Genomic DNA, 25,531 nt, shown 5'->3' on the forward strand with positions numbered 1-25,531 from the left:
CCGGCAGGGCAATAGCAGGCAGACGGCGGGTGACGGCGCGGGAACGACTGTTCAGCGCACGGGAATACCGGTAATCTGCGCTCGGCCATGCGTGATGAGGGAGGTGGCTGGGTGCGTAGACGCGCCTTCTTCAAAGCTGCGGGTGCAGCCGCCCTGCTGGGCGCTGCCGCGGGTTCGACTTCGTCGCTGACGGCCGGTATCGGATCCGCGGACCCGGTCTGGAACCTGCTGTTCCAGTCGTGGGTACCGGAAATCTTTGCCCCGCTACCGGATCCGCCCGAACACTCACCCGCGATCGTGATCGGTTCCGGCTTCGGCGCCGCGGTCACCGCGTTGCGGCTGGCCGAGGCGGGCATCGCGAACACCGTGCTCGAACGCGGCTCGCGCTGGCCGAACGATCCGTGGCGGGAGATCTTCACCGGCGACGACCTGCCCGACGGCCGAGGCTTCTGGCACCGCACCAGCTTCACCGGAGTCTCCAAGGTGCCGATGCATTTCGCGAGTTTCGGCGGCGTGCTCGACTGCACCAGTTACCCCGGCATCGATGTCTGGCGCGCGGCCGCGGTCGGCGGCGGCTCGGTCATCTTCACCGGCGCGATGGTCGCCCCGCAGCGCCGCTTCTTCGACCACGTCTTCGGCGGCACCGTCGACTACGGCGAGCTGGACAGCGTCTACTACCCCCGGGTGCGAGAGATGTTGCGGCTCAGCACGATGCCGCAGGACATCTACGGTTCGACGCCGTTCACCCACTCCAGGGCCTGGGACGACCAGGTGCGCAAGGCCGGGTACCAGCCGCTGCCCAACGACTCCTGCTTCAACTGGGACATCCTGCGCGCCGAACTCGACGGCGGCTCGCGCCCGTCGGCCACCGCGGCGCGCAGCAATCTGGGCAACTCCAACGGCGCCAAGTTCGATCTGAACCAGAATTACCTGCGCTACGCACAGGACACCGGCAAGTCCGCGATCTTCCCCGGCCACCAGGTGGAGTCGATCGCGCAGGAGCCGGGCGGCCGGTTCTCGCTGATCGTGACGAAGCTGGCGCCGACCGGCGAGGTGCTCGGCACCCGCACGCTCACCTGCGACCGCCTGTTCCTCGGCGCGGGTTCGGTGGGCACCTCCGAGCTGCTGGTCCGGGCGCAGGCCACCGGCACCCTGCCCAACCTCAACGAGCACATCGGCGACGGCTGGGGCACCAACGGTGACGTGGTGCTCGGTCGCGGCGCGAGCTCGCTGGCCGGGCTCGGGCAGGGCGTGCCCAGCGCGAGCCGGATCTTCGACGAATCGGGTCCGCCGCTGACGCTGGAGAGCTGGTATATCCCCGGCATCCCGTTCGAGACGGGCGCGCTCGCCTCGTTGGGCATGGTGCTCGACGGCACCCGCGCGCGGTTCGGCTACGACGCCGGAGCCAACCGGGTCGGCTTGAGCTGGCCCGCGCACAACCGCGCGGAAATGGTGGCCGCCGCGCGCGCGGTCGATCACCGGATCGCCGAAAGGGCCGACGCGGTCCTCGAATACGGCGCCATCGGCTACGACGCCAACGCCCTGTTCACCGCGCATCCGCTGGGCGGCGCGGTACTCGGCCGGGCCACCGACGGCTACGGCCGGGTGCACGGCCACCCCGGCCTGTACGTGATGGACGGCGCCGCGATCCCGGGCAGCACCGGCACGGTGAACCCGTCGCTCACCATCGCCGCGCTCGCCGAACGCAATATCGAGGCGATCATCCGCCAAGGGAAGTAGCGCGGGCTCGCGGTCCGTGCCGTCGCGCGGACCGCGTACTACCCTCGGCCTGACCATTCAGTGTCGAAAGGGATCCGCATCGTGACGGCCTACAGTCCCACTCCGGTCGGCGAGGAGCTTCCGGAGGGTGATTACCCGCGCAAGCCGCCCGCGCTGTGGACCGATTTCGTGATGCTCGCGTTAGCGATCGTCTCGGTGGTGCTGATCGTCTGGATCACCTTCTTCCCGGTCGCCGAGCAGACGCACCGGGTGATCGTGATCATCGACTGGTCGGTGTGCGCGATCTTCGCCGCCGAGTTCCTGTGGCGCTGGCGCCGGGCGGGCTGGCCGTGGACGTTCCCGTTCGTCTACTGGTACGAGGTCCTCGGCATGATTCCGGTGACCAGCCCGTTCTTCCGCGGGTTCCGGCTGCTGCGGATCGTGGTGATCCTGGTCCGGCTCGGTCGCGTCGCCGACCGGATCTTCGGCGACCGGATCACCGCCGCGGTGGTCAACCGGTTCGTCACGACCATCGTGGACGTGATCAAGCGCCCCATGACCATCGCGGTGATGGACGAGGTGGCGCACGTGCTGCGCACCGGCCACTACACCCGTAACATCGCGGCGGCGCTGGAGGAGAACCGGGCCGAGATGGACGAGATGATTCTCGAGCTGATCAAGAAGGACCCGCAGGCGGGCCGGGTGCGCTACATCCCGTTCCACGACGAGATCATCCGGCTGATCGCCGACACCACGTTCCGCATCGTGTTCCAGGTGCTCGCCGATCCACGCACCGACGAGCTCGTCTCGGATGTCTTGCGGGAGAACATCGATCAGATCCGCGATGCCGTGCGCGACGGTGTCCGGGTGGCGCCGTCGGCGTACGGGCCGACGGCGGCCGAGCACGGCGTCGCGCACAAGCTCACTCCGGGGCGCCGTGCCTGATCTCGTCGCGGGGCTGGGCGAAGCGCACGGTCTCGAAGATGGTCAGCACCGCGAGCACCGCGCACAGGATGATCAGTGAGATCAGCGCGGGCAGCGCCGTCGCCACCGGGATCAGCGCGAGCAGCAGTACGACCGCGATCACCCGTGGCACGCTGAGCGCCCCTGTCGCATAGTGTTTCGCGCCGATCAGTGCGGCCACGTACAGCGCGACGCCGCCGTACAGCGCGAACAGCGGGATACCGTGCAGCGCGTCGCGCAGCGTGTGGTGCGAGGCGTCGCCGACGTAGTAGAGCACCTTCTTCAAACCCAGTGAGAGCCCGATGATGCCGACGATCATCGGGAAGTGCCAGAAGGTGTAGGAGCCGCGCGCGATCCTGACCTGCCGTGCGCCGTCGGCGTGCTTCAGCTCGTGTTCGATGGACAGCGCCGCGACATCGAAATAGGTCCACCACAACAGCCCGGAGATCGCCAGGCCGAGCAGCGCGCCCACCGCGATCGGCCAGGAGATCGGCAGCCCGGCCACCCCGATGCCGATCGAGACGATCGACTCACCGAGCGCCACGATGATGATCAGCCCGTACCGCTCGGCGAAGTGGCTGGCCGAGTTCACCCGCCAGTCGCTGCCCGCCACCATGGTCCACAGGTAGTCGCCCGCGATCGCGGCGATCCACAGTGCGATCTGCACTTTGCCCTCGGTCATCGCGGCCACCACCAGCAGCGTGGTGCCGACGGTGATCGAACCGAGCGACCAGCGCAGCAGCTGGGTGCGCAGCTGTGCGTCCTGCGCGCTGGCCAGCCAGAACATCACGACATGCACCAACCGCACGATCAGGTACGCGATGGCGAAGACCAGCGGGCCGTACCAGCCGCCCGCCATGTCATGGAAGGCCTCCGGAATGGTGAGCGCGGCGAGGAAGGCGCCACCCATCGCGACGAACATCGCGACTCTGGCGAAGCCCTCGTCGGCGCGGACCACGTTGCCCAGCCACGAGTAGGCGATCCACAGCCACCACATCACGGCGAGCACGAGGAACGCGCGCAGCAGGTTCTTGGCGCTGGTCTCCTCCGCCGCCAGGTCGGTGACCATGGTGAACGCGAAGACGAGCACAAGGTCGAAGAAGAGCTCGAGCTGCGTCACCGACGCACCTTCGGCCACTGGCTGGAGCCGAACCCGTTTGGAACCGATCATGGTGCACATCGTCGCACCCGAACTCCGTCGATGCCGGTCAGGCGGGCCGCGCGTGGCGGCGATTTCGCTCTCGGCGCACGCGTGCGGGGTTATTCGTCATGGCTATACGGCTTGATAGTTTTCCGCTTCCGGAAAACGCTCGGCAAACTCGATGAAATTCTGCACCGCGGTCTCGTTGAGCTTTCGCACGGTGCGCTTCAGTAGGAGCCCGGGAACCGGGATGGGTAAGTAGATCTCCGCGTGATACCAGACTCTGGTGCCGTCCGCGCCCTCGGAGATCTCGAAGAAGCCGCCGCCCCGCGCGTTCCTGGTGCTGTCGGTGACCTGCCAGGACACCCGGTCTTCGGCCCAATCGTATTCGAGCACTTGCATATCGGAGCTGCCCAGGATTTCGGTCTTCACGAATACTCGCAGCGGCCGCCGTGCCTCGTCGCGCGACGCGACGCGGGCATCGGTATATCCCGGCGACCATTCCGGGAGCATTTCCACGGCGGCCAGGGCATCGAGTACCTGTGCGGAATCTGCGTCGACGACGAATCGGATATCGGTTCTGGTGCGCATGAAAAACCTTCCGACCCCCGATGGACAACGGCCCGATTCTCTCCAGCGCTCCTCGGTCCGTCAACCTTCTGGTACGGATTGGTGGTTCACGCGCACTGCCGACGTGCGCTTTCGGGTTCTGGGCGAAGATCGACTACGCGATGTACAGCTTCCGCGTGGAAGGTTCGACGCGCAGGGCGCGCGGTCAGTCCGCGGGTTCGACTATCGCGTCCGGTCCCGGAAACACCAGGGATTCGTGTCCGTCGGAGTATCGGACGAGATAGGGCGGCGACCCGTTCGGGCCGCGCACCTCGATGATCTTTCCCTGGCGATCCGCCTGTCCCACCACGTGCCCGTGCACGAGCAATCGATCCCCGACATTCGCCATCATTGCCTCATTATCGGGTGAAAGTGACGGCGCTCACATCGTTTCCGGTCGTTGCGACCATTTGGTCTCACCCGCGGATCACTCGATCAACCGCCGCCTCGATGAGGTCCTGGCTCTGTTCTTCGGTGAACACTCCCGGCAGCGTGAGCCGGTCCACGATCAGCCAGTTCAACGCGAGATAGAGCAGTAGTACGGACTTTTCGTCGCCGGGTAATCCGGAGTCGAGGTGATTGCGCACGTTGAATTCGACATCGGCGCGCACTCGCTCGGTCAGCACGGCCCGCAGCTCCGGCCGCCTGGTCGCCTCCAGGCGCAACTCCAGCAGTGCGAGGTAGCCGGTGCGGTAGGCCTCGATGCGTCCGACGACCTCTTTCATCATCGTGACGATGTGCTCGCGGGTCCGCGGCCCCGTGGCGAGGTCGGCCATGGTGGCCGCGCTCGGTTGCAGCCGTTCATAGAAGCGTCCGCCCGCCTGGGTCAGCAGATCGTCGCGATTGGCGAAGTAGTTCGACGCGGTACCCGCGGGCACCGCGGCCGCCTTGTCCACCGCCCTGAAGGTGAGCCCGCGCGCGCCGTCCCTGGCCAGGACCTCGATGGCCGCGTCGAGCAACGCCTGCCTGCGCTCGTGATTGGTCCGCACTTGACACCACTCCATCTGTAGTACTACGTTCTAACCACTACAAAGAGAGTACAACAGCTTGGGTGGTACCGGAATGCGAAAACTTGTCTACTACGTCGCCGTGTCGCTCGACGGCTACATCGCGGGTCCGGCAGGGGAGTACGACTTCTACCCGCAGAGCGAGGAGATGGGTCGCTGGCTGAACGCGCAGTATCCGGAGTTCGTCCCGACCGGACTTCGGTCGCAGGTCGCGATGGCGCCGGACCAGCCGAACGTCCGCTTCGACACCGTGCTGATGGGCCGCCGCAGTTACGAACCCGGCCTGGCGATGGGGATGACCAGTCCCTACGGGCACATGAAGCAGTACGTCGTGTCGAGCACGCTCGGCCGGATCGATGATCCCGCAGTGGAATTGGTCGAGTCCGACCCGCTCGCCCTGGTGCGCCGGCTCAAAGCGGAAGCGGGCGGCGACATTTGGCTGTGCGGTGGCGGAAACCTGGCCGCACAGCTGCTCGGCGAGCTCGACGAGCTGATCGTCAAGAGTTATCCGGTGGTCGCGGGCAGCGGAATCTCCGCCTTCGCCGGCGAATTCCAGCCGACCCTGTTCGCCCCGGCTCGGCGCAAGGAATTCGACAACGGCGCGCAGGTCACCTGGTTCACCCGCGCCTGACCGTCGCCCACCTATCGAAAGAGATTCTCGAATGCGAAAACTCGTCTACTTCGTCGGCATGTCGCTCGACGGCTACATCGCCGGACCCGACGGTGACATCGGCTTCTACCCGCTGCCGGCGGACTTCACCGCGTGGATCGGGCAGGACTACCCCGAGACGCTGCCCACGCACGCGCGGCCACACTTCGGTGTCGCGGTGGACGCGCCGAACCAGCGGTTCGACACACTGGTGATGGGGCGCGGCACCTATGCACCGGCGCTGTCGGTGGGGATCACCAGCCCGTACGGGCACATGAAGCAGTACGTCGTGTCGAGCACGCTCGGCCGGATCGATGATCCCGCAGTGGAATTGGTCGAGTCCGACCCGCTCGCCCTGGTGCGCCGGCTCAAAGCGGAAGCGGGCGGCGACATTTGGCTGTGCGGTGGCGGAAACCTGGCCGCACAGCTGCTCGGCGAGCTCGATGAGCTGGTGATCAAGAGCTATCCCGTCGTCGCGGGCGCGGGCGTGCGCGCCTTCGACGGCGCGTTCCAGCCGACGCTGTTCACCCCGACCGCCCGCCGCGAGTTCGGCAACGGCAACCAGGTCACCTGGCTCACCCGCGCCTGATCCGCCCGCGGCGCCGCCCGGACACCTAGTCGCTGAGGAAGGACAGGCGCACCTGGCGGTCGGGGTTGTCGATGTTGAGGTCGACCAGCGCGACGGACTGCCAGGTGCCCAGGGCCAGCGCGCCGCCGATCACCGGGATCGTGGCGTAGGGCGCGATGAGGGCGGGCAGCACGTGGGAGCGGCCGTGCCCGCGCGAACCGTGCGCGTGCCGCCAGCGATCGTCGGCGGGCAGCAGCTCGCGCAGCGCGGCGAGCAGGTCGTCGTCGCTGCGCGCGCCGAGCTCCATCACCGCGACCCCGGCCGTCGCGTGGGGCACGAACACATTGAGCAGCCCGTCACCGCCGCCGGAGGCATCGCGCACGAACGACGCGCACGCCTCGGTGATGTCCCGCACGACCTCGGTTCGTCCCGTCGTCACCGCTAATACCGTGCTCTTCATCACTCCATCGTGCGTCATCGCGGCGGCCGCGGCGGCGTGCGCTGGTCCCGGTGCGCCGAAACGATCTTTCGAGCGGCCGCTCCCGGCGCGGCCCTACCGAGCCCGACCAGCGCGGCAGCTCCCGCCCGGCGGTGGGCCGAGGAGGCAACGGGAATCCGCTGGATCGCGGCCGGTACGCTGGGTGGCTGTTAGCAGCTGGTTGTCGATCTTGGAGGACCCTGTCGTGGCTCTCGTTGTTCAGAAGTACGGAGGATCCTCGGTGGCAACCGCCGAGCGTATCCGGCGCGTCGCTGAACGGATCGTCGAGACGAAGAAGCAGGGCCACGACGTGGTGGTCGTCTGCTCCGCCATGGGTGACACCACCGACGAGCTGCTCGACCTCGCCCAGCAGGTCGCGCCCGCGCCGCCCGCGCGGGAAATGGACATGCTGCTCACCTCGGGTGAGCGCATCTCCAACGCGCTGGTCGCCATGGCCATCCATTCGCTCGGCGCGGAGGCCCGCTCGTTCACCGGCTCGCAGGCCGGCGTGATCACCACCGGCGCGCACGGCAACGCCAAGATCATCGACGTGACCCCGGGCCGCCTGCGCCAGGCGCTCGACGACGGGCAGATCGTGCTCGTCGCCGGCTTCCAGGGCGTCAGCCAGGACAGCAAGGACGTCACCACGCTGGGTCGCGGCGGCTCCGACACCACCGCGGTCGCGCTGGCCGCGGCGCTGGAAGCCGACGTGTGCGAGATCTACACCGACGTGGACGGCGTCTTCACCGCCGACCCGCGGATCGTGCCGGACGCGCAGCGCCTCGAGCAGGTCTCCTACGAGGAGATGCTGGAACTCGCGGCCTGCGGCGCGAAGGTGCTGATGCTGCGCTGCGTCGAATACGCGCGTCGCTACAACGTGCCCGTGCATGTGCGTTCGTCCTATACCGACAAGCCGGGCACCTACGTTTACGGATCGATGGAGGACATCCCCTTGGAGCAAGCAATCCTCACGGGCGTCGCGCACGATCGCAGCGAGGCCAAGGTGACCGTGGTCGGTCTGCCGGACGTGCCGGGCTACGCCGCCAAGGTGTTCCGCGCGGTCGCCGACGCCGAGATCAACATCGACATGGTGCTGCAGAACATCTCCAAGATCGATACCGGCAAGACCGACATCACCTTCACCCTGCCCAAGACCGACGGCGCGCGCGCCGTCGAGATGCTCACCAAGCAGCAGGAGGAGATCGGCTTCTCCCAGGTGCTCTACGACGACCACATCGGCAAGGTGTCGCTGGTCGGCGCGGGCATGAAGAGCCACCCCGGCGTCACCGCGAAGTTCTGCGAGGCGCTGGCCGACGCGGGCGTCAACATCGATCTCATCTCCACCTCCGAGATCCGGATCTCGGTGCTGGTCAAGGACACCGAGCTGGACGAGGCCGTCAAGGTGCTGCACCGTGCCTTCGAGCTGGGCGGCGACGAGGTCGCCGTGGTGCACGCGGGAACAGGACGATAAGCCATGGGTATTCGCGTAGGCGTTGTCGGCGCGACCGGTCAGGTCGGCGCCGTCATGCGGAAACTGCTGGAGGAGCGCAACTTTCCGGCCGACGAGGTGCGATTCTTCGCCTCGTCGCGCTCGGCGGGTAAGACGCTGCCGTGGCGCGGTGGCGAGATCGTCGTCGAGGACACCGAACTCGCCGATCCGACCGGGCTCGACATCGCGCTGTTCTCCGCGGGCGCGACCATGTCGCGCGTCCAGGCGCCGCGCTTCGCGGCCGCGGGCGTCACCGTGATCGACAACTCCTCGGCCTTCCGCAAGGACCCCGATGTGCCGCTGGTGGTCAGCGAGGTCAACCCCGAGCAGACCCGCAACCTGGCCAAGGGCATCATCGCGAACCCGAACTGCACCACCATGGCGGCGATGCCGGTGCTCAAGCCGCTGCACGATATCGCGGGACTGCGCCGGCTCATCGTGTCGAGCTACCAGGCGGTCTCCGGTAGCGGCCTGGCCGGCGTGGAAGAGCTCGCGACACAGGCGCGCGCGGTGATCGACGGCGCCGAGCAGTTGACCCACGACGGCAGCGCCCTCGACTTCCCGGCGCCGAACAAGTACGTCGCGCCGATCGCGTTCAACGTGCTGCCGCTGGCGGGTTCGCTGGTCGACGATGGCTCCGGCGAGACCGACGAGGATCAGAAGCTGCGCAACGAGAGCCGCAAGATCCTCGGGCTCCCCGACCTTCTGGTGAGCGGCACCTGCGTGCGCGTCCCGGTGTTCACCGGGCACTCGCTGTCGGTGAACGCCGAGTTCGACCAGCCGCTCTCGGTGCAGCAGGCCAAGGACATCCTGGCCAAGGCGCCGGGGGTCAAGCTGGTCGACGTGCCGACGCCGTTGCAGGCGGCGGGCGCCGACGACTCCCTCGTCGGCCGGATCAGGCAGGATCCGGGTGTGCCCGACGGCCGCGGCCTCGCCCTGTTCATCTCGGGTGACAACCTGCGTAAGGGCGCTGCGCTCAACACCATTCAGATCGCCGAAGTGCTGCTCAGCAACCGCTGATTCGATACCGCGGCCGTGCGCGCGCACGGCCGCGGTTCGCGCACCTACACCTCGATCTGTGTCCGCAGCCGACGATCGGCGAACGAGCGGCCCGCCTCGACCTTGTAGGCTCCGTGGATCGACCGCCATGCGTTCGCGTCCTCATCCCAGATCTGGAAAGCTCGCTCCGGCAGGGTGATCCGCGCTTCCACGGTTTCGCCGGGGTCGGCCTCCACGCGCGCGAACCCGGCCAGCCAACGGGCCGGGCGCACCGCCGAATCTGCCACTGGCGCCAGATAAACCTGCACGACCTCGCCGCCACGCCGGGAACCGGCGTTGCGCAGCCGCACGGTCACCGTCCTCGCGTCCCGCTCGATCGACTCGTATTCCCATGTGGTGTAACCGAATCCGTGCCCGAACGGGTAGGCCGGCGGGCGTCCCGCCCGCTCCCAGGCGCGGTAGCCGATGAATACGTCCTCCCGATAGACCAGTTCGCCGTCGGTCGGGGTGACCTCGGCGACCGGGCAATCGTCCAGTGCGACCGGCCAGGTGGTGGGCAGCCGTCCGCCCGGCTCGGTGCTGCCGAGCAGCACATCGGCCAGCGCGGCCCCGCCCTGCTGGCCGGGGAACCAGCTCAGCAACACCGCCGAAACCTGTTCCCGCCAAGGCATTTCCACCGGCGAGCCGGCGTTGACGACCACCACGGTGTGCGGGTTCACCGCCGCGACGCGGCTGACCAGCTCGTCCTGGCGGCCGGGCAGGCGCAGGTTCGTGCGATCGAAGCCCTCCGATTCCACCTGCTCGGTGGTGGCGACCACGACCACCGCGACATCCGCGGCGCGCGCCGCCTCGACGGCCTCGGCGATCAACTCGTCCGGGTCGCGCCTGGGCTCGGCGTGCCCGAGGGTGAAAAGAACGGCCTGGATGGGCATGTCGGCGAACTTCACGGGAGTGTGCGTCATCGTCACCTCGACCGGCGTGCCCGCGGTGAGCTCGACGGTGCCCCTGGTGACGGGGGTGCCGAAGAAGGCCTCGAAAGGATCTGAGCCGGTGAGTGTTTCGGTGCCGTCGAACACCACGGCATTGCCGACCGTCAACCGGAACTCGCCGATCCCCTTGGTGCCGAACGCGTGTGCGCCGGTCACCTCGGGCGTGAACGTGCCGCGCACCTCGACCGTGTGCAGGTCGGCGTAGGCGACGCCGTCGGGGAGCTCGCCCAGCCAGTTCACCATGCCGTTGGGCAGTGAGCTCTCGCCGAGCAGTGCGCCATCGGCGTCGAAAATGCGGGCGTGCAGGTCGAATCCGCGGTCGGCCGCGGACAGTTCGTCGCTCGGGGCGGCGCCGATCGCGTAGGTCAGCGCGCCGGGCGGCAGTGCGGCGGTGAGCCCGTCGAGCGGGGAGACCACCGACGCGGGGAACACGGTCGCCGATCCGCCGCCGAGGATGCGAGCGTCGCGGGCGGCCAGGCCGAGCAGCGCCACCTTCGTGCCATCCTGCGCGAGCGGCAGTGCGGGGTGCGCGCCCACCGGCTCGTTGCGCACCAAGACGAAACCGCGAGCGGCGATCTCGTGCGCCAGCGCGACACCGTCGATATCGTCCGGCAGCAGGGCGACGGCGGGGTCGGCGCCGTCGAGCAGGCCCGCGCGCGCCGCCAGCCGCAGCACGTTGCGCACCGCGGCATCGACCGCCGCTGCCTCGACCGTGCCCGCGCGCACCGCCGCGGCGAGCGCCTCGCCGTAGACGCCGCGCGGACCCGGCATCGCCACATCGAGTCCGGCGGTGATCGCGGCGACCGTCGAGCGCGCGGCCATCCAGTCCGAGACCACGAAGCCGTCGAAACCCCATTCGCCGCGCAGTATTCCGGTGAGCAGCGCGCTGTGCTCGGTCATCGTGGTGCCGTTGACCTGGTTATAGGCGGCCATGATGCCCCACGGGCCTGCGTCGCGGACGATCGCCTCGAACGGCGCAAGATACAGTTCCCGCAATGCGCGCGCGGGCACCACATTGTTCACCGTGAAGCGGTCGGTCTCCGCGTCGTTGGCGACGAAATGTTTGACGGTGGTGCCGATTCCGCCGTCCTGCACGCCCCGGACATAGCCGGTTCCGATCTGTCCGGTGAGGTACGGGTCCTCCGAGTAGCACTCGAAATGCCTGCCGCCGAGCGGGGATCGGTGCAGGTTCACGGTCGGCGCGAGCAGTACGTGCACGTTCTTGCGCCGCGCTTCCTGCGCCAGCAGCCTGCCCGCGCGCCGCGCCAGCTCCGGATCCCAGCTCGCGGCGAGGGCGGTCGGTGACGGCAGCGCGATCGAGGGGTCGTCGGCCGTCCAATGCACCCCGCGCACCCCGATCGGTCCGTCCGACATCACCAGCGAACGCAGCCCGATCTCCGGCAGGGCGGGCAACGACCACATGTCCTGCCCCATCAGCAGTCGTGCCTTCGCGTCCAGATCGAGTTTGCCGAGGGCCGCCGCCACGACCTCCTCGCGTGCCGGATCGAGCTGGGCCATGGTGAACTCCTTTGTCTCGCAATGACAGTGCGCGTGGCGGTCGGGGATCGCCGCGATCGCCACGACGGGCGGAGCATGCGGACGGCGCGGAGTGCGGACGATACCGCGGTGCTCACCTACTCAATAGTAGGTGACGTTATCGTTTCGTTACCGTTCTCGCGGACCGCAGCGTCGGCCTCGGGCTCGAGCAGGGTGATGAAGTCCCGGAAGGAATGACCCATATCAACAGTCTGGGGGTCGAGCAGCCATTGCGTCTGTAAACCGTCCATCACCGCCAGCAGCAGCGGCGCCACCTGCTCCGGGGTGCGCCCGCCCGCGAGCCGCTCCCCGAATTCCGTGCGCAGCAGCTCGGCGACCTTCACCCTCGCGTTCGCGTACCGCTCGACGAAGTACGGCCGTGCCGGATGCTGTCCCGTCACGCTCTCGGCCGCGAGCGCGGTGAACGTCTGCACCACACCGGGGCGCAGCGCGTTGTACTCCACCAGCTGCGCGAGTGACGACAGCCGCGAGTTGGCCGCGGGCCCGGCCAGGAACGCCGCGGTATCCCACCGATCCCGCGCCTCCAGCACCGCCACCAGCAGTTCTTCCTTGCTCGGAAAATAATGCAGCAACCCGGGCTGGGTCAGCCCCACCCGCTCGGCCACCGCCGCCAGCGAAGCCCCCCGATACCCCCGCTCCGCGATCACCTCCCGTGCCGCCTCGAGAATCGCCTCTCGCCGCCGATCCGCCTGCGCCGCCCTGCCCCCACGTCCCTCAGTCACCGCCCGAGCCTAATCCCGCCGTCCCGCTGTGCACTGATCTCGGCTGCGTAGTCGCGAAGGTGAACGAAGACCATGACACGATCGAGATCGTGTCGAAGGGGGAAATGCCGTGCTGATGTCCAAAGAGGACTACGACGCGTTGATCACAACTCGAGAGCATCGCGTCTTTTACAAGGTCATGCCGGACGAGCTGTGGATCGCCAAGGTCGGCAAGCGCTACGAATGAGGCCTGATAGCTTCGGGCGGAGTCTTGGTTGCTGATCGAGGAGTGGGTATGGCTGGAACCGTTGGGGTGTCGGGGAGCGGGGCGGCGGGGCAGGGGGCCGTGCACGGGGAGCATTGCTTCGGGTGTGGGCCGCAGAATCTCGCGGGCGTCGCGATGGCGGTGGAGCTGGTCGAGAACGGGGTCATCGGCAGTTGCACGTTCGATGAGCGGCACCAGGGCGCGCCCGGGCTGGCGCACGGCGGGATCGTCGCCGCCGTCCTGGACGAGGCGTCCGGCAGCGTGCCCACCCGCAACGGCATCCCGGCGGTCACCGCCAAACTCGCGGTGAACTACCGCAAGCCCGCACCGCTGCATCGCCCGATGCGCGTCAGCGCCACCCTGGATAGGCGCGAAGGCGACCGCAAACTGCACATCACCGCCCGTCTCGAACTAGACGGCGAACTCATCGCCGAATCCGACGCCATGTTCATCATCGTCCCCGCCGAGCACTTCCGCACCCACGGCGCCAAGGAGGGCGAACTCCCCTTCCTCGGCGTATAAGCGCACGCGTGCCACGGCCACGCCCTATGAAAACCCCTGTGCCGCTACCGCTTCGGCGAACCGCGGGTGCGCGACGAGAACAATCGCCGTATCGCCGACGATCGGTCGCACGCGAACATACCTGCTCGCCCGATCAAAAGCCGCGCACGCCACCGCGATCAGCCCCGGAAACCAGACCGGAATAAAAGCCACACCCACCACCGGTGACCTCGGCGGAGTCAGTAACCCGAGGAACCCGCCCACGAGCAGAACTACCAGCGGCACCGCCCCAGCCAACACCAGCACAAGACCCACCACCCGAAGTGCCCGCCACTGTCGGACGCACCGCCCACACACCGGCCACTCCGCGGTGAGTTCCGTTGCCGTGGACGGCGGCACCCGCCGCAGCCTGCGCAGCCCCCAGGCAGCAGCCGACCCGAATGTGGTTTGCACTCGAACTCTGTTGTCCCAGTGGAACCGCACCACCCCGCGCCGCCGCTCAACCTCCGCCTCCCCATGCCGACTACAAACCCCAGGCAACGGCCGACACAACCCCAACACCCCACCTTCCCCCCGAACCCCGACAGTCACTTCCCGTGTTACTCGATGCATCCGTACCGCCATCGAAGCACCTCCAAACCCTCGGTGACGAGCCACCTCTCGGTCGACCCGCTTCTCGAGCTTGGACGCACGGGGCTGTCGGACGGTTCCGGTCGGAGGGAATCAGCGGAGATGGGTTAGGGCGAGTTTGGTGGTGGCGGCTACCAGGTCGTTGCTGGGGTCGGCGGTTTCGGTGGGTTTGCGGGTTTGGATGGCGATGACGATGGGGGACTGGTTGCCCTCGGGCCAGGTGACGGCGACATCGTTGGCCATGCCGTAGGAGCCGGTGCCGGTTTTGTCGCCGGTGCTCCATCCGGCGGGCAGGCCGGCGCGAATTCGCTTGTCGCCGGTGGTGTTCGCCTTCAGCCACTTGGTGAGTTGGTCGCGCTCGGGGGCGCCGAGCGCGTCGCCGACGACGAGGGCGCGGTAGGCGGCGGCGAGCGCGGCCGGTGTGGTGGTGTCACGTTCGTCGTCGGGGTAGGCGGTATTGAGGTCGGGTTCCCAGCGGTCGAGGCGACCGACCTGATCGCCGATGGTGCGCAGGAAGTCGGTAAGCCCTTGTGGCCCACCGAGTTCGCGCAGCAGCAGGTTGCCCGCGGTGTTGTCGCTCTGGGTGATCGCGGCGTCGGCGATCTGCGCGATGGTCATGCCCTCGGCCACTTTGGCGCCGGTCACCGGCGAGTAGTCGACGAGGTTGGCTTCGGTGTAGTGGATGACGCGATCGAAGTATCCGGTGTCCAGTGGATGGGCTTTCAACAGCGCCGCGGCGGCCAACCCTTTGAAGGTGGACAGGAACGGGAAGCGCTGATCGGCCCGGTTGGTCACCGTCTTGCCGCTGCCGGTGTCGACGGCGAACAGCCCGACCTGGGCACCGTACTGCTGTTCCAGCGCGCTCAGTTCGGCGGCGGGCGCCACGGCCTGGGTGCTGACCGGTGATGATTCGGTGGATGCCGCCGGGGAGTCGGTGCCGCAACCGGCGAGCAGCGGTAGGACCAGCGCGGCGGTGGCCAGCACCAACCGGGTATCACGTGTGAACCGAATCATCCCACTACTTTTCCAGTCGGGTGATCATCCGGCAACCGTGACTGTGGTCCGCTTGACCTGCGGCGACGGTCGCGGGATGCGGCTGTGCGCATCCCGCGACCCATGAATCACGGTGTCGCTCAGCCCTGTGCGGGCGGCGGTGTCGGCGCGCCGTCGAGCCCGGCGCGCACGCCTTCCTCGATCCGCTTGCCGATCTCGGGGTCCACGTTCGTCCAGTATTCGAAGACCCGGCTCAGCACCGGTTCCCGCACGCCGCCGAGTACGTGCCCGACGACGTTACTCACCAAGCGATCCCGCTGCTCATCGTTGAAGACTTCGCGCACCAGGGTGCCCGCCTGGGTGAAGTCACCGTCCTCGGCGTGCTCGATGTACCCGGCCCGCACCATGGTCGGTTCGAAATCCCAGAGTCCGCCGTCGGGTGCCTGTGCCGGGTCGGCGTGCGGCCCGCCGAACGAATTCGGCGCGTACACAGGCACATTCGCGTCGTTGTAGAAGTACCGCATGGCGCCCTCCTTGGAATAGGAGTTCACTTCCGCGGCCCGCGGCAGGTTGGGCGGCAGCTGCGCGTAGTTGGTACCGATCCGGTAGCGGTGCGCGTCCGCATACGCGAACACCCGGCCGAGCAGCATCTTGTCGGGCGAAAAGCCGATGCCGGGAACGACATTCGACGGTTCGAAGGCGGCCTGCTCGATATCGACGAAGTAGTTGCCCGGGTTGCGGTTGAGCGTCCACTTGCCGACCTCGATCAGCGGGTAGTCCTTGTGCGACCACACCTTGGTCAGGTCGAACGGGTTGAATCGGTAGTTCTCGGCCTCGGCGACCGGCATCACCTGCACGTGCAGCGTCCAGCTGGGGAAATCGCCGCGTTCGATCGCGTCCCACAGATCCTTGCGGTGGTAGTCGGCGTTCTCGCCGGCGATCCGGTCCGCCTCGGCCTGGGTCAGGTAGTCGATGCCCTGATCGGTCTTGAAGTGGTATTTCACCCAGAAGCGTTCGCCCGCGGCGTTGATCCACTGATAGGTGTGCGAACCGTAGCCGTTCATGTGCCGGTAGGTCTTCGGGATGCCGCGATCGCCCATCAACCAGGTCACCTGATGCGCGGTTTCCGGACGCAGCGTCCAGAAGTCCCACTGCATGTTGTGATCGCGAAGTCCGTTGCCGGGCAAGCGCTTCTGTGACCGGATGAAGTCGGGGAACTTGATCGGGTCCTTGATGAAGAAGACCGGGGTGTTGTTGCCGACCAGGTCGTAGTTGCCGTCCTCGGTGTAGAACTTCACCGCGAAACCCCGTGGGTCGCGCCAGGTGTCGGGGCTGCCCTGCTCGCCTGCGACGGTGGAGAACCGGACCAGCGATTCGGTGCGCGCACCCGGCTGGAAGAGCTTGGCCTTGGTGTAGCGGCTGACGTCGTTGGTGACGACCAGCTCGCCGTAGGCGCCCGCGCCCTTGGCGTGCACGATCCGCTCCGGCACCCGTTCCCGGTTGAACTGGGCGAGCTTCTCGATCAAATAGTGGTCGTGCAGCAGGATCGGGCCCTGGGTGCCCGCGGTGAGCGATTCGTTGTCGCTCTCTACCGGAATGCCGGTGTTCGTCGTTGTCGGCTTGGTCATGTCGAAGCCTCCTCGTTGGTACGAATGTCCCGGGGGTGGGCTGTCCCCCGGGGCTCGATCAAGATTGCTGCCGCGCCTGGGTACGGCATTGCGGGCACAAGCCCCAGAAAACGACCTCGGCCTCGTCGATCGCGAACCCGTGGGTGTCGTCGGGCGTCAGGCACGGGGCTGCGCCCACGGCACAGTCGATGTCCACGACCGTGCCGCAGCTGCGGCACACCAGGTGGTGATGGTTGTCTCCGGCGCGGGTCTCGTACAGCGCCGCCGACCCGGCGGGCTCGATCCGGCGCAGGATCCCGGCTTTGACGCAGGCGCGCAGGACGTCGTAGACGGCCTGGGTGGAAACCGAGCCCAGCGCCTGCCGGACGGTGGCGGCCACGCGATCCGCGTCGGTATGCGGTGCGGCCGCGACCGCGTCCAACACCGCGATCCGCGGGGCGGTGACCCGCAGACCGGCCGCACGCAGCTGCGCTTTGGCGTCGGTGTGGTTGGTGTGCATGTCACCAATACTCCCCGCTTTTCTGGAATGAGTCAAGAAAAGGAGTTCTGGATCATGCTCGGAATACTTCCGGGCCGGTGCTCGTTGATCACCACTGTCGGCGTCCGGACAGCCCCGGGCCTCACCCTTCGTCGCCGCGTGCGACCACTCGCCGAGAGGCGCTTGTGGGACGTCGACCCGAGTCGTGACGCTGGCGTGGCGTCCGGCGACTCAGCGCCGCCAGGTCGTAGACCTGGCGGCGTTTGTGGTTTCTGACGCGCCGGGCCGGCTGGCCCGATCCTGGAGAGTGCGACGATAGCCTCTGCGCATGGGGCGATGCAGTGGGTTGCTGATCGGGTTCGCCACGCTGGCACTGGTGGCCGGCAATGTCTTCACCGGCACCGCGCAGGCGGCCCCCGACCGTGCGGCCGGCGACGTGCGCTGCGCGGTGCAGTCCGGTCGCGAGTTCGCCCGCGCCGAACCCGAACAGGTCGGCCTGGACCGCGACAAGCTCGCCGACGCGCTGACCTTCGCCGCTACCCGCGCCCGCTTCAACGTGCAGGTGTTCCGGCACAACTGTTTGATCGGAGAGGGCCCGACGAACGCCCAGACCGGCAACGTCGCGTGGAACATCTGGAGCTCGACCAAGAGCATCGTCTCGCTACTGGCCGGAATCGCCTGGGACCGTGGCGAACTCGACCTCGACGCGCCGATCGATCGGTATCTGCCCGCCGGTCTCGGCGACGCCGAGCACCGCGCGATCACGGTGGAGAACCTGCTCACCGAGTCCTCCGGCATGCGGGTCGGCGCGCTCACCGAGGGCATCACCGGCGTGATTCCGATCGACCCGAACAGCGCGGTGCAGGCCTTGGGCATGCCGCTGGACTACTCGCCGGGCACCACGTTCCGTTACAGCCAGCGCAACGTCGACCTGCTCACCTACGTCATGGAGCTGGCGGTCGGCGAACCGTTGCAGCAGTTCGCTCAGCGTGAGCTGTTCGATCCGCTCGGCATCGAACGCGGCGACTATTACTGGGCGCGCGACCGTGCCGGGCACACCTACGGGTACGCCCATTTGATGATTCCGCCGAACGACTTCGCCAAGCTCGGCTTGCTGGTGAGCAACGACGGACGGTGGGGGACAGAACAGATCGTCTCCGCGGAGTACCTGCGCGCGGCCCTGCGCCCGTCGCGGCCGAACGAATGCTACGGCTACCTGTTCTGGCTCGGCCCCGAGTGCGCGGCACCGCTCTACAACGTGCCCGAGGACATCTTCATGATGGACGGCCTCGGCATGCAGAACGTCTTCGGCATTCCCAGCCTGGATTTGACGGTGGTCTGGACCGGCTTCTTCGGCAACAAGAGCAGCGGCGGGCTGACCGGCACCCTGCAGAATCAGGCGGAGCTGCCCTACGAGTTCTTCCGGAAACTCTTCGCCGCCTTCCACGATCGACCGATGCCGGACCTCGGCCCGTTCGTCGAGCCGCCGGTGCGCCTCGACCCCCGCAGCTACGTCGACCCGGACATCCTGCTCGCGGTGTTCGGCATCGGCCCGAACGCCTACCCGGGGTGCAACGTCTTCTCCTGTCTGGACTATCCACTGGCCCCGCCCTTTTGGGATACCGCGCCGGGCTGCGCGATTCTGCTGTGCGTCGGCCCGGGTGCGCCGGGAATTCGCTGACTCCCGGCGCGGCCGCCGCTCGCCATTCCTTGGTCGGCGCGGGCCGCACGCGATAACCTCATGGTCATGGGGCGATTCGGTGGGTTCCTGATCGGGTTCGCTGCGCTATCGCTGGTGGCGGGCAACGTCTTCGCCGCGGGCGCGCGGGCGGAGTCGGGTCCGGTGTCGGACGCGGTGCGTTGCGCGGTCTCGTCCGGTCGCGAGTTCGCGCGGGCCGAGCCGGAGCAGGCCGGCCTGGACCGGCAGCGGCTCGACGCCGCGTTGCGTTTCGCCGCCACCCGAAACCGGTTGAACGTGCAGGTGTTTCGGCACAACTGCTTGATCGGCGAGGGGCCGACCAACGCGCAGACCGGCGATGTCGCCTGGAACATCTGGAGCGCTACCAAGAGTGTCGTCTCGCTGCTCGCCGGAATCGCCTGGGACCAGGGCAAGCTCGATATCGACGCGCCGATCGATCGGTATCTGCCACCGGGTCTCGGCGATGCCGAGCATCGCTCGATCACGGTGCGGAACCTGCTCACCGAGTCCTCCGGCATGCGGGTGGGCGTGCTGACCGAGGGCGCTACCGCGGTGATTCCGATCGACCCGAACAGTGCGGTGCAGGCACTGGGGGTGCCGCTGGACAACCCGCCCGGCACCACGTTCAGCTACAGCCAGCGCAACGTCGACCTGCTCAGCTATGTCGTAGAACTGGCCATCGGCGAACCGTTGCAGCAGTTCGCCCAGCGTGAGCTGTTCGATCCGCTCGGCATCGAACGCGGCGACTACTACTGGGCCAGGGATCGTTCCGGGCATACCTACGGGTACGCCCATTTGATGATCCCGCCGAACGACTTCGCCAAGCTCGGCCTGCTCGTGAGCAATGACGGACGCTGGGGCACGACGCAACTCGTCTCGACGGCGTATCTGCGGCAGGCGCGCACACCGTCGGCGACCAACCAGTGCTACGGCTATCTGTTCTGGCTCGGGCCCGGCTGCGCCGAGTCCGCGACCATCCTGCCGCCCGACGTGTACATGATGGCCGGGCTCGGCTTGCAGAACGTCTTCATCATGCCGAGCCTCGGTCTCACGGTGGTGTGGACCGGTTTCTACGGCAACGTCAGCCAGTTCGGCCTCTCCGGCACCATCCAGAACATCCAGGAGTTGCCGTACGAGTTCTTCCGCAGGCTCTTCGCGGCGTTCCACGAGCCGCCGATTCCCGACCCGGGCCCGTATGTCGAGCCGCCGATCCGGCTCAACCCCGGCCAGTTCTTCGACATGAACTTCGTCCTTGCGGTTTTCGGCACCGGGCCGTTCGCCTACCCCGGCTGCAACGTGCTGTCCTGCCTCGATTCCCCTCTCGCACCGCCCTTTTGGGATGCGGCCCCCGGATGCGCCATCCTGCTCTGCCTGGGTCCGGCCGCGCCCGGCATCCGCCGGTAGGCGGTCGGTCCGACGCCGGCTTCCGGTCGGCATCGGCCGATCGTGCCGGAGCTCGCGAGAATTTCTACGACCTGACATAGTAGGCCTGGCCCGTGCCGCGGACCAGGCTTTCCCGCCTGCCCGCTACAGCAGGCCCCACCAATAGATCAGGCAGGCCAAAACCCAGACCACCACGGTTTCCATCGTCGGTTCCAATCTCCTTGGCGCACTTGTCTCCATCATCGGCTATCCGGGACCGGGTGCTACAAACTCCGCACATTCGTCGCCGTATCGGCATCATCACCAGCGATTTTTCCGCTGCAAGGTGTTCTTAAGTGGGTGCTAAGCCGTCGACGGCATTGTTTGAGTCACGCCGAGGACACCGGGGCTCCGGTCGGCGAGGTGTAGAGCCACCACCGGGGTGGGGGAACGGTGCTCGACCTGTCTTCGAGGGGTTGGCAGGTCGAGCGCCGGGGTTCGAGAGTGCCTGCCGGGCCGGTCCACGAGGGGTGACCGGCTCGGTAGGCCGCTCGGGGCGCGGGCGCACACCTTTCGATGGCTCTTCCCGGAGCTGGCGGGCGACTCGGTATGGCCGACTGCCGAAGGTAACCACGGGGGGTGCATGGGCATCGGTCTCGGTGACGGGTGGCCGGACCGGTTTCGGAGGGTGATCGGTCCGGGGATGTAACTGAAACCCGTTCTAGACACTTTTGTGTTTTTGTCTTACCGTCACTACATGGTGATCGATCCGTATCGTCCGGTCTTCGAGTTGCGCTCCGGACCCACCTGGGTTTCGCCGTGGGGTATGTATGCCGCGCTGCGCGAACAGGATCCGGTCCATCACGTGGTGCCGCGGGCCCGCCCCGCCGACGACTACTGGGTGCTCACCACGCACGAGCACGTCTACGCGGCGGCCCGTGACAGCGACACCTATTCCTCGCGCGACGGCCTGACCGTGGAATACGGAGAACTGGAACAGATCGGCCTCACCGACAACCCGCCGCTGGTGATGCAGGATCCGCCCGAGCACACCGACTTTCGTAAACTTGTCGCGCGTGGCTTCACGCCGCGTCAGGTTCTCGACGTCGAGCCCGTGGTGCGGCGGTTCGTGCGCGACCGGCTGGACGGGCTCGCCGCCGACGGCGGCGGCGACATCGTCGCCCGGCTGTTCAAGCCACTGCCGAGCATGGTGGTCGCGCACTACCTGGGCGTGCCCGCCGAGGACCGTGGCCGGTTCGACGGTTGGACCGACGCGGTCGTCGCGGGCAGCACCGACCGGGCCAGTACCCAGGCGATGCCCGCCTCGATGGCGATGATGGCCTACTTCGCCGAGCTCATCAAGCGGCGGCGCACCGATCCGGGCGACGACACGGTGTCGCTGCTCGTGCAGGCCGGGATGGCGGCCGACGACGCCGATGTCCGTGGCCTGGTGCAGATTCTGGCCTACGCCTGGACCATGGTCGCCGGCGGCAACGACACCACGACGGGTCTGCTCGGCGGCGCCGTGCAACTGCTGCAGCAACATCCGGCACAGCGCGCGGCACTGGTCGAGGACAAGGATCGGATCCGCACGGCGGTAGAGGAATTCGCCCGGCTCACGGCGCCGGTCCAGTGTCTGGCCCGCACCGCCACCCGGCCACTCGAGCTGGGTGGCAAGTCGATTCCCGCCGGGCGCAAGGTATTACTCGTCTTCGGCTCCGCCAACCGGGACGAGCGGGCGTTCGGCGCCGACGCCGCGGAGCTCGACATCGAACGAAATCCGCAGCGCATTCTCACCTTCGGTCATGGACCGCATCACTGCCTCGGCGCGGCGGTCGCCCGCATGCAGGCCAGGGTCGCGTTGGAGGAACTGCTCGATCGCTTCCCCGATTATGTGGTCGATATCGATTCGGTCGAGTACGCGCCGGGACCGTACGTCCGGCGGCCGACCACCCTGGCCTTCCGGTGCGCGGCGTGAGCGGCTGGCTGGCCGACAGTCGCGCGGAACTGGCGAGCGAGCGCATCCTCGACGCGGTCCGCGCGCTGTTCATGGAGAAGGGGGTCGGCGGTATCGGCATGGCCGAAGTAGCCGAGGCCGCAGGGTGTTCCAGGGCCACGCTATACCGCTACTTCGACAATCGGCAGGCGCTGTATGTGGCTTTCGCCGGGCGTGAGGCGCGGCAGGTGGTCGAACGGGTGTGGCGTGATCCGGCCAGGACCGAGTCCGCCGACCCGGCGCAGCGCCTGCTCGACGGGCTCACCGCCTTGCTCGCCGAGGTGCGCGAAACACCGCATCTGGCAGTGTGGTTCACCGCCGAGAACGCCGGAATCGTGGCGCAGCTGTCGAATTCGTCCGCGGTGCTGGACGCGCTCACCGTCGACTTCGTGTCCGGTCTGCGCCCCGGACTGTCCGCACAGGCGGCGCACCGCATCGGCCGGTGGGTGGTCCGGGCCATGGTTTCGCTGCTGACCTTGCCCGAGGAAAGCGCGGAGGAGGAGCGAACCATGTTGCGTACCTTCGTTCTTCCGTTTCTGCTCGGCCAGGAGATCGCGGTCGATTGACACCGTCAGGCGGTGCGGTGTGCGGGGTAGTCGGGCAGGTCGTAGGACTCGGTCTTGGTGAGCATCTTCATCATCAGTGGCTTCATCAGTTTCGCGGTCATCAGCTTGCTCACGGTCTGGCCCGCACGGATGCCCAACGCGGTCTTGGGTGTCATGGCCTTCAAGCCGCCCGGCGCCAGCTCCTGGGCCTTGGCGATGAACGGGCGCAGCACCTGTTCGTAACGCGCCAGCGCCAGCTCCGGATCGCTTGCGTGCGTGGCGATCTCACCGGCCAGCACATAGGCGCCCAGCAACGCCATCGCGGTACCCTGCCCACTCAGCGGCGACCCGCAGTAGCCCGCGTCGCCGAGCAGCACCACCCGCCCCTGTGACCAGCTCGGCATATCGATCCGCGCCAACTCGTCGAAATAGAAGTCGCTCGCCTGCGACATCGCCGCCGCGATCCGCGCCGCCTCCCAGCTGCCACCGGCGAGCTTGCGCCGCAGCAAATCCTGCTGCGCCGCCACATCGCCCCGCAACCCGGGATCGGCCGGCACGCGCACCGTGATCAACGCCTTCGACGTCGCCGGATCGGCATCCGGACGCAACCCGATATTGGTCGCCCCGACCAGCGAATGCATCGTGAACCAGTGCGGCTCGGCATCCGCGGCACTGGGCATCGTGAAGAACGACATATAGCCACCCAGGTAGGTAGAGAACTGCTCCTCGGGCCCGAACACCATTCGCCGGGTAGCCGAGTGCAAACCATCCGCGCCGATCACCACGTCGAAGCGCTCCCGCGCCCCCGAATCGAAAACCACATCCACCCCGGACCCGTCCTGCGCGATATCGGTGATCCACTCCCCATACCGGTAATCCACCCCGCCCGCCGCCGCCAGCGCATCCAACAACACCTGATTCAGATCCCCCGGGTGATCTCGATCTCGGCGACCGCACCCTTACCGTCGAACAACTCCGCGGGCATCCGCACCACATCCCGCCCCGCCCCGTCCACGAACTTCATCCCGCGCTCATCGAGCCGCACCGCTTGAATACCCGCCATCAACCCCATCCGCTCCGCCACCTCGGCACTGGGCCCCCGCAGATCCACCGCCTGCCCACCCGGCCGCGGCGCCGCGGCCCGCTCCACCACCGTCACCCCGATCCCCGCCCGAACCAGCTGCAACGCAACAGCATTCCCGCCGATGCCGCCACCGGCGACGAGGATGCGAAGCGAGTTGTGAGTGGTGCCCATCAGTCTGTTCCTTTGCTTGATCGAATGTCTTAGACATATGTCTACAACTGATTGAGACAAATGTCTAGTACAAATGTTCAAATCGATGGGCGTGCGGTGGCCGGTCACTATTCGAGGCGCTCGCGGGGATGCTTGGGGCGTGTGCCCGCGTGTCCAGCCGACTCAGTACGGCCGGTGGGTACCGGAGCGTACGTCGGTGAAGGTGCGGGTGATCATCCCGCGCAGTGTTCCGGCGATCCGGTCCGATGTGGTGGGTTTGCTCGTCAAGGTGCCGTTGCCGTATATGACGTAGCAGTCGTCCTCGGCAATGTAGTTGAGCTGGAAGTCTTTTCGTCCCTCGACATGCCTGTTGTCGGCGCTGCCCATGGCGAACACCCCGACGTGGACGACCGCACTGGTCGGGCGATCGAGCCGCTTCTCGAACTCTTCGCGTGGGGTCGGTCGCCAGGCGTCGCGGACTGGGGACGAGGCTGAGTATCGCGTCCCCACCCTCTTTCGCTCCGTATCATTTGGAACGTTCCAGCATTAGCAGGACTGGTGGTCCGAGGCGGGCCGTCTGTCTGGGCCGGACGAGTACGAGGGCGCTGTCCGCGTGCTGGGTGCGGCGGTCTAGCTGGGCCGCGCCGCAGTGCCGGGCCCGGTATCGGGTTCCGGGTCGCGGACGGACCGTTTTCTTGCCGCGGCTCGGTGCATCGCCGCGCTGTCGAAGCGCTCGATGCCGCGCTCGCGCACGGTCGCGGCGAAATTCGGGTGCGCGCGGATCACGAGGTAGCGCCGGTCGTCGGTGAGGCGGCCGCGGACGTAGGTGGTCGATCAATCGAAAGCCGCTGCGGCGAGCAGTACTTCGAACGGCGTCCCGAAGAACACTATGAGAGCCAGCGGTGCCAGCAGTTCCTCGACATCCAGTAGGTGTACGAGCACGAGTGCGCCGATGGCGAGCATCGTTACGGCCACCATGAAAAGGCCGAGTGTTCGGTAGATATCGATGCTGATCAAACAGCGGGAGCACACCGGCCATTCACCACGCACCATGGTCACCGCGGTGTCGATCGGTTTTCCCCGATACCAGGTCGCCAGGCCCTTTTTGATGCCGAGTTCGCGAATAATCGTCAGATCTCGGAGCCTCGGCTTCGCGCGCTTCCAGTTCATGGTGCTGCCGTATTTGAGCATGTTGCGCAGCCCGAACGGCTGTCCGCGTGCGAAGAACCCGGCCGCGCCCTTCTTGTATCGCACCGCGGGCTGCCCATGGTCGGGGCACACTTCCGGCAGGGGTGCGCGCAGCGACATGCGAACGGTTCTCCCGCGCTTGG

The 25,531-nt window shown here is 67.4% G+C and carries 26 protein-coding genes; 11 read left to right on the forward strand and 15 right to left on the reverse strand.

Annotated features, from left to right (window positions below):
* Positions 1-111: 111 nt before the first annotated feature.
* Positions 112-1,740 (forward strand): GMC oxidoreductase, encoded by a 1,629-nt coding sequence (locus tag F5X71_RS01850; RefSeq protein ID WP_167460373.1) that lies wholly within the window; start codon positions 112-114, stop codon positions 1,738-1,740.
* Between the two features lie 81 nt (positions 1,741-1,821).
* On the forward strand, positions 1,822-2,664 hold the full coding sequence (locus F5X71_RS01855; protein WP_167460374.1) for an ion transporter: 843 nt from the start codon (positions 1,822-1,824) through the stop codon (positions 2,662-2,664).
* On the opposite strand, the gene F5X71_RS01860 is transcribed toward F5X71_RS01855, so the two are convergent.
* The 4 genes from F5X71_RS01860 to F5X71_RS01875 all read right to left on the reverse strand — a co-directional run bounded on the left by F5X71_RS01860 (position 2,642) and on the right by F5X71_RS01875 (position 5,436).
* The gene (locus tag F5X71_RS01860; RefSeq protein WP_167460375.1) at positions 2,642-3,853 is read right to left on the reverse strand and encodes a low temperature requirement protein A; all 1,212 of its coding nucleotides are present in this window, start codon (positions 3,851-3,853) and stop codon (positions 2,642-2,644) included. The genes F5X71_RS01855 and F5X71_RS01860 overlap by 23 nt on opposite strands.
* A gap of 102 nt (positions 3,854-3,955) precedes the next feature.
* Positions 3,956-4,414, reverse strand: coding sequence for an SRPBCC family protein (locus F5X71_RS01865; RefSeq protein WP_167460376.1), 459 nt, complete (start codon positions 4,412-4,414; stop codon positions 3,956-3,958).
* A gap of 184 nt (positions 4,415-4,598) precedes the next feature.
* Positions 4,599-4,781: a DUF1918 domain-containing protein gene (locus F5X71_RS01870; RefSeq protein WP_428981440.1), complete on the reverse strand. Its 183-nt coding sequence runs from the start codon at positions 4,779-4,781 to the stop codon at positions 4,599-4,601.
* Positions 4,782-4,848: 67 nt separating this feature from the next.
* Positions 4,849-5,436: a TetR/AcrR family transcriptional regulator gene (locus F5X71_RS01875; protein ID WP_167460378.1), complete on the reverse strand. Its 588-nt coding sequence runs from the start codon at positions 5,434-5,436 to the stop codon at positions 4,849-4,851.
* Positions 5,437-5,494: 58 nt separating this feature from the next.
* On the opposite strand from F5X71_RS01875, the gene F5X71_RS01880 reads away from it, so the two are divergent.
* Both F5X71_RS01880 and F5X71_RS01885 read left to right on the forward strand, forming a co-directional pair.
* On the forward strand, positions 5,495-6,070 hold the full coding sequence (locus F5X71_RS01880) for a dihydrofolate reductase family protein (RefSeq protein WP_167460379.1): 576 nt from the start codon (positions 5,495-5,497) through the stop codon (positions 6,068-6,070).
* Between the two features lie 31 nt (positions 6,071-6,101).
* The gene (locus F5X71_RS01885; RefSeq protein ID WP_167460380.1) at positions 6,102-6,677 is read left to right on the forward strand and encodes a dihydrofolate reductase family protein; all 576 of its coding nucleotides are present in this window, start codon (positions 6,102-6,104) and stop codon (positions 6,675-6,677) included.
* A gap of 25 nt (positions 6,678-6,702) precedes the next feature.
* Here F5X71_RS01885 and F5X71_RS01890 read toward each other — a convergent pair whose 3' ends face one another.
* A complete protein-coding gene (locus tag F5X71_RS01890) occupies positions 6,703-7,116 on the reverse strand; it encodes a YjbQ family protein (RefSeq protein WP_167460381.1) in 414 nt (137 codons plus the stop codon).
* A gap of 223 nt (positions 7,117-7,339) precedes the next feature.
* On the opposite strand from F5X71_RS01890, the gene F5X71_RS01895 reads away from it, so the two are divergent.
* On the forward strand, positions 7,340-8,605 hold the full coding sequence (locus F5X71_RS01895; RefSeq protein WP_167460382.1) for an aspartate kinase: 1,266 nt from the start codon (positions 7,340-7,342) through the stop codon (positions 8,603-8,605).
* 3 nt (positions 8,606-8,608) lie between these two features.
* Positions 8,609-9,643 carry an aspartate-semialdehyde dehydrogenase gene (locus F5X71_RS01900; RefSeq protein WP_167460383.1) on the forward strand — a complete coding sequence of 345 codons (1,035 nt, stop codon included), beginning with the start codon at positions 8,609-8,611 and terminating at the stop codon, positions 9,641-9,643.
* Positions 9,644-9,687: 44 nt separating this feature from the next.
* Here the strand turns inward: F5X71_RS01900 and F5X71_RS01905 are convergent, their stop codons facing one another.
* Both F5X71_RS01905 and F5X71_RS01910 read right to left on the reverse strand, forming a co-directional pair.
* A complete protein-coding gene (locus F5X71_RS01905; RefSeq protein ID WP_167460384.1) occupies positions 9,688-12,129 on the reverse strand; it encodes a glycoside hydrolase family 3 protein in 2,442 nt (813 codons plus the stop codon).
* 116 nt (positions 12,130-12,245) lie between these two features.
* A complete protein-coding gene (locus F5X71_RS01910; protein WP_167460385.1) occupies positions 12,246-12,890 on the reverse strand; it encodes a TetR/AcrR family transcriptional regulator in 645 nt (214 codons plus the stop codon).
* A 274-nt stretch (positions 12,891-13,164) separates the two neighbouring features.
* Here F5X71_RS01910 and F5X71_RS01915 point away from each other — a divergent pair, with 274 nt between their 5' ends.
* Positions 13,165-13,656 (forward strand): PaaI family thioesterase, encoded by a 492-nt coding sequence (locus F5X71_RS01915; protein ID WP_167460386.1) that lies wholly within the window; start codon positions 13,165-13,167, stop codon positions 13,654-13,656.
* A 24-nt stretch (positions 13,657-13,680) separates the two neighbouring features.
* On the opposite strand, the gene F5X71_RS01920 is transcribed toward F5X71_RS01915, so the two are convergent.
* The 4 genes from F5X71_RS01920 to F5X71_RS01935 all read right to left on the reverse strand — a co-directional run bounded on the left by F5X71_RS01920 (position 13,681) and on the right by F5X71_RS01935 (position 17,385).
* The gene (locus F5X71_RS01920) at positions 13,681-13,950 is read right to left on the reverse strand and encodes a hypothetical protein (protein ID WP_167460387.1); all 270 of its coding nucleotides are present in this window, start codon (positions 13,948-13,950) and stop codon (positions 13,681-13,683) included.
* 408 nt (positions 13,951-14,358) lie between these two features.
* Positions 14,359-15,279, reverse strand: a complete 921-nt coding sequence (gene bla, locus F5X71_RS01925) for a class A beta-lactamase (RefSeq protein ID WP_167460388.1) — start codon at positions 15,277-15,279, stop codon at positions 14,359-14,361.
* A 119-nt stretch (positions 15,280-15,398) separates the two neighbouring features.
* Entirely contained in the window at positions 15,399-16,886 is a 1,488-nt protein-coding gene (locus F5X71_RS01930) for a catalase (RefSeq protein WP_167460389.1), read from the reverse strand.
* Between the two features lie 58 nt (positions 16,887-16,944).
* Positions 16,945-17,385 carry a Fur family transcriptional regulator gene (locus tag F5X71_RS01935; RefSeq protein ID WP_167460390.1) on the reverse strand — a complete coding sequence of 147 codons (441 nt, stop codon included), beginning with the start codon at positions 17,383-17,385 and terminating at the stop codon, positions 16,945-16,947.
* Between the two features lie 307 nt (positions 17,386-17,692).
* On the opposite strand from F5X71_RS01935, the gene F5X71_RS01940 reads away from it, so the two are divergent.
* The 4 genes from F5X71_RS01940 (at position 17,693) to F5X71_RS01955 (ending at position 22,987) form a co-directional block, all read left to right on the forward strand.
* A complete protein-coding gene (locus tag F5X71_RS01940) occupies positions 17,693-19,045 on the forward strand; it encodes a serine hydrolase domain-containing protein (RefSeq protein ID WP_167460391.1) in 1,353 nt (450 codons plus the stop codon).
* A gap of 66 nt (positions 19,046-19,111) precedes the next feature.
* Positions 19,112-20,467, forward strand: coding sequence for a serine hydrolase domain-containing protein (locus F5X71_RS01945; protein ID WP_167460392.1), 1,356 nt, complete (start codon positions 19,112-19,114; stop codon positions 20,465-20,467).
* Between the two features lie 715 nt (positions 20,468-21,182).
* The gene (locus tag F5X71_RS01950) at positions 21,183-22,403 is read left to right on the forward strand and encodes a cytochrome P450 (RefSeq protein WP_167460393.1); all 1,221 of its coding nucleotides are present in this window, start codon (positions 21,183-21,185) and stop codon (positions 22,401-22,403) included.
* Positions 22,400-22,987, forward strand: a complete 588-nt coding sequence (locus F5X71_RS01955) for a TetR/AcrR family transcriptional regulator (protein WP_167460394.1) — start codon at positions 22,400-22,402, stop codon at positions 22,985-22,987. The genes F5X71_RS01950 and F5X71_RS01955 overlap by 4 nt, the downstream gene beginning before the upstream one ends.
* Positions 22,988-22,992: 5 nt before the next feature.
* Here F5X71_RS01955 and F5X71_RS01960 read toward each other — a convergent pair whose 3' ends face one another.
* The 4 genes from F5X71_RS01960 to F5X71_RS01970 all read right to left on the reverse strand — a co-directional run bounded on the left by F5X71_RS01960 (position 22,993) and on the right by F5X71_RS01970 (position 25,508).
* On the reverse strand, positions 22,993-23,880 hold the full coding sequence (locus tag F5X71_RS01960) for an FAD-dependent monooxygenase (protein ID WP_275106765.1): 888 nt from the start codon (positions 23,878-23,880) through the stop codon (positions 22,993-22,995).
* Between the two features lie 5 nt (positions 23,881-23,885).
* On the reverse strand, positions 23,886-24,221 hold the full coding sequence (locus F5X71_RS37365; protein WP_275106766.1) for an FAD-dependent monooxygenase: 336 nt from the start codon (positions 24,219-24,221) through the stop codon (positions 23,886-23,888).
* A gap of 162 nt (positions 24,222-24,383) precedes the next feature.
* Positions 24,384-24,587, reverse strand: coding sequence for a hypothetical protein (locus F5X71_RS01965; protein WP_167460395.1), 204 nt, complete (start codon positions 24,585-24,587; stop codon positions 24,384-24,386).
* Positions 24,588-25,034: 447 nt separating this feature from the next.
* Positions 25,035-25,508, reverse strand: coding sequence for a hypothetical protein (locus F5X71_RS01970; protein ID WP_238815683.1), 474 nt, complete (start codon positions 25,506-25,508; stop codon positions 25,035-25,037).
* Positions 25,509-25,531: the final 23 nt, after the last annotated feature.

Origin of the sequence: Nocardia brasiliensis (assembly GCF_011801125.1) — a bacterium.
Classification (GTDB): Bacteria; Actinomycetota; Actinomycetes; order Mycobacteriales; family Mycobacteriaceae; genus Nocardia; species Nocardia brasiliensis_C.